This window comes from Lentilactobacillus hilgardii DSM 20176 = ATCC 8290, assembly GCF_000159315.1.
In the GTDB taxonomy this organism is placed as follows: Bacteria; Bacillota; Bacilli; order Lactobacillales; family Lactobacillaceae; genus Lentilactobacillus; species Lentilactobacillus hilgardii.
This window is the reverse complement of record NZ_GG670055.1, coordinates 1-241: the sequence shown is the minus strand read 5'-3', so window position 1 is coordinate 241 and position 241 is coordinate 1. Positions and strand designations below refer to the sequence as shown.

Here is a 241-nt window from a genome sequence, read left to right as displayed (position 1 = left end):
TTGATAATGGCATATTAACACTTAATGGTGGAACACTCACTTCGGCTCATGTTTATCCTTGGATGGGTAACACAGACATCACAAAGGTGCAGATAACAGCACCGCTATTTTTGGAAGACTCAGCGCCTGTAGGCTTTCTTTCTGAGATGACAAATTTGGAATCAATTACCGGAATGGATAACATTGATACGTCTAAAGCCACTGATATGTCATCGATGTTTAACGGTGACTTTAATTTAGC

General features: G+C 39.8%; 1 pseudogene. It reads left to right on the top strand.

The window, feature by feature from the left end:
- Window positions 1-241, top strand: a pseudogene (locus tag HMPREF0519_RS13990) (BspA family leucine-rich repeat surface protein); the annotation flags it as partial.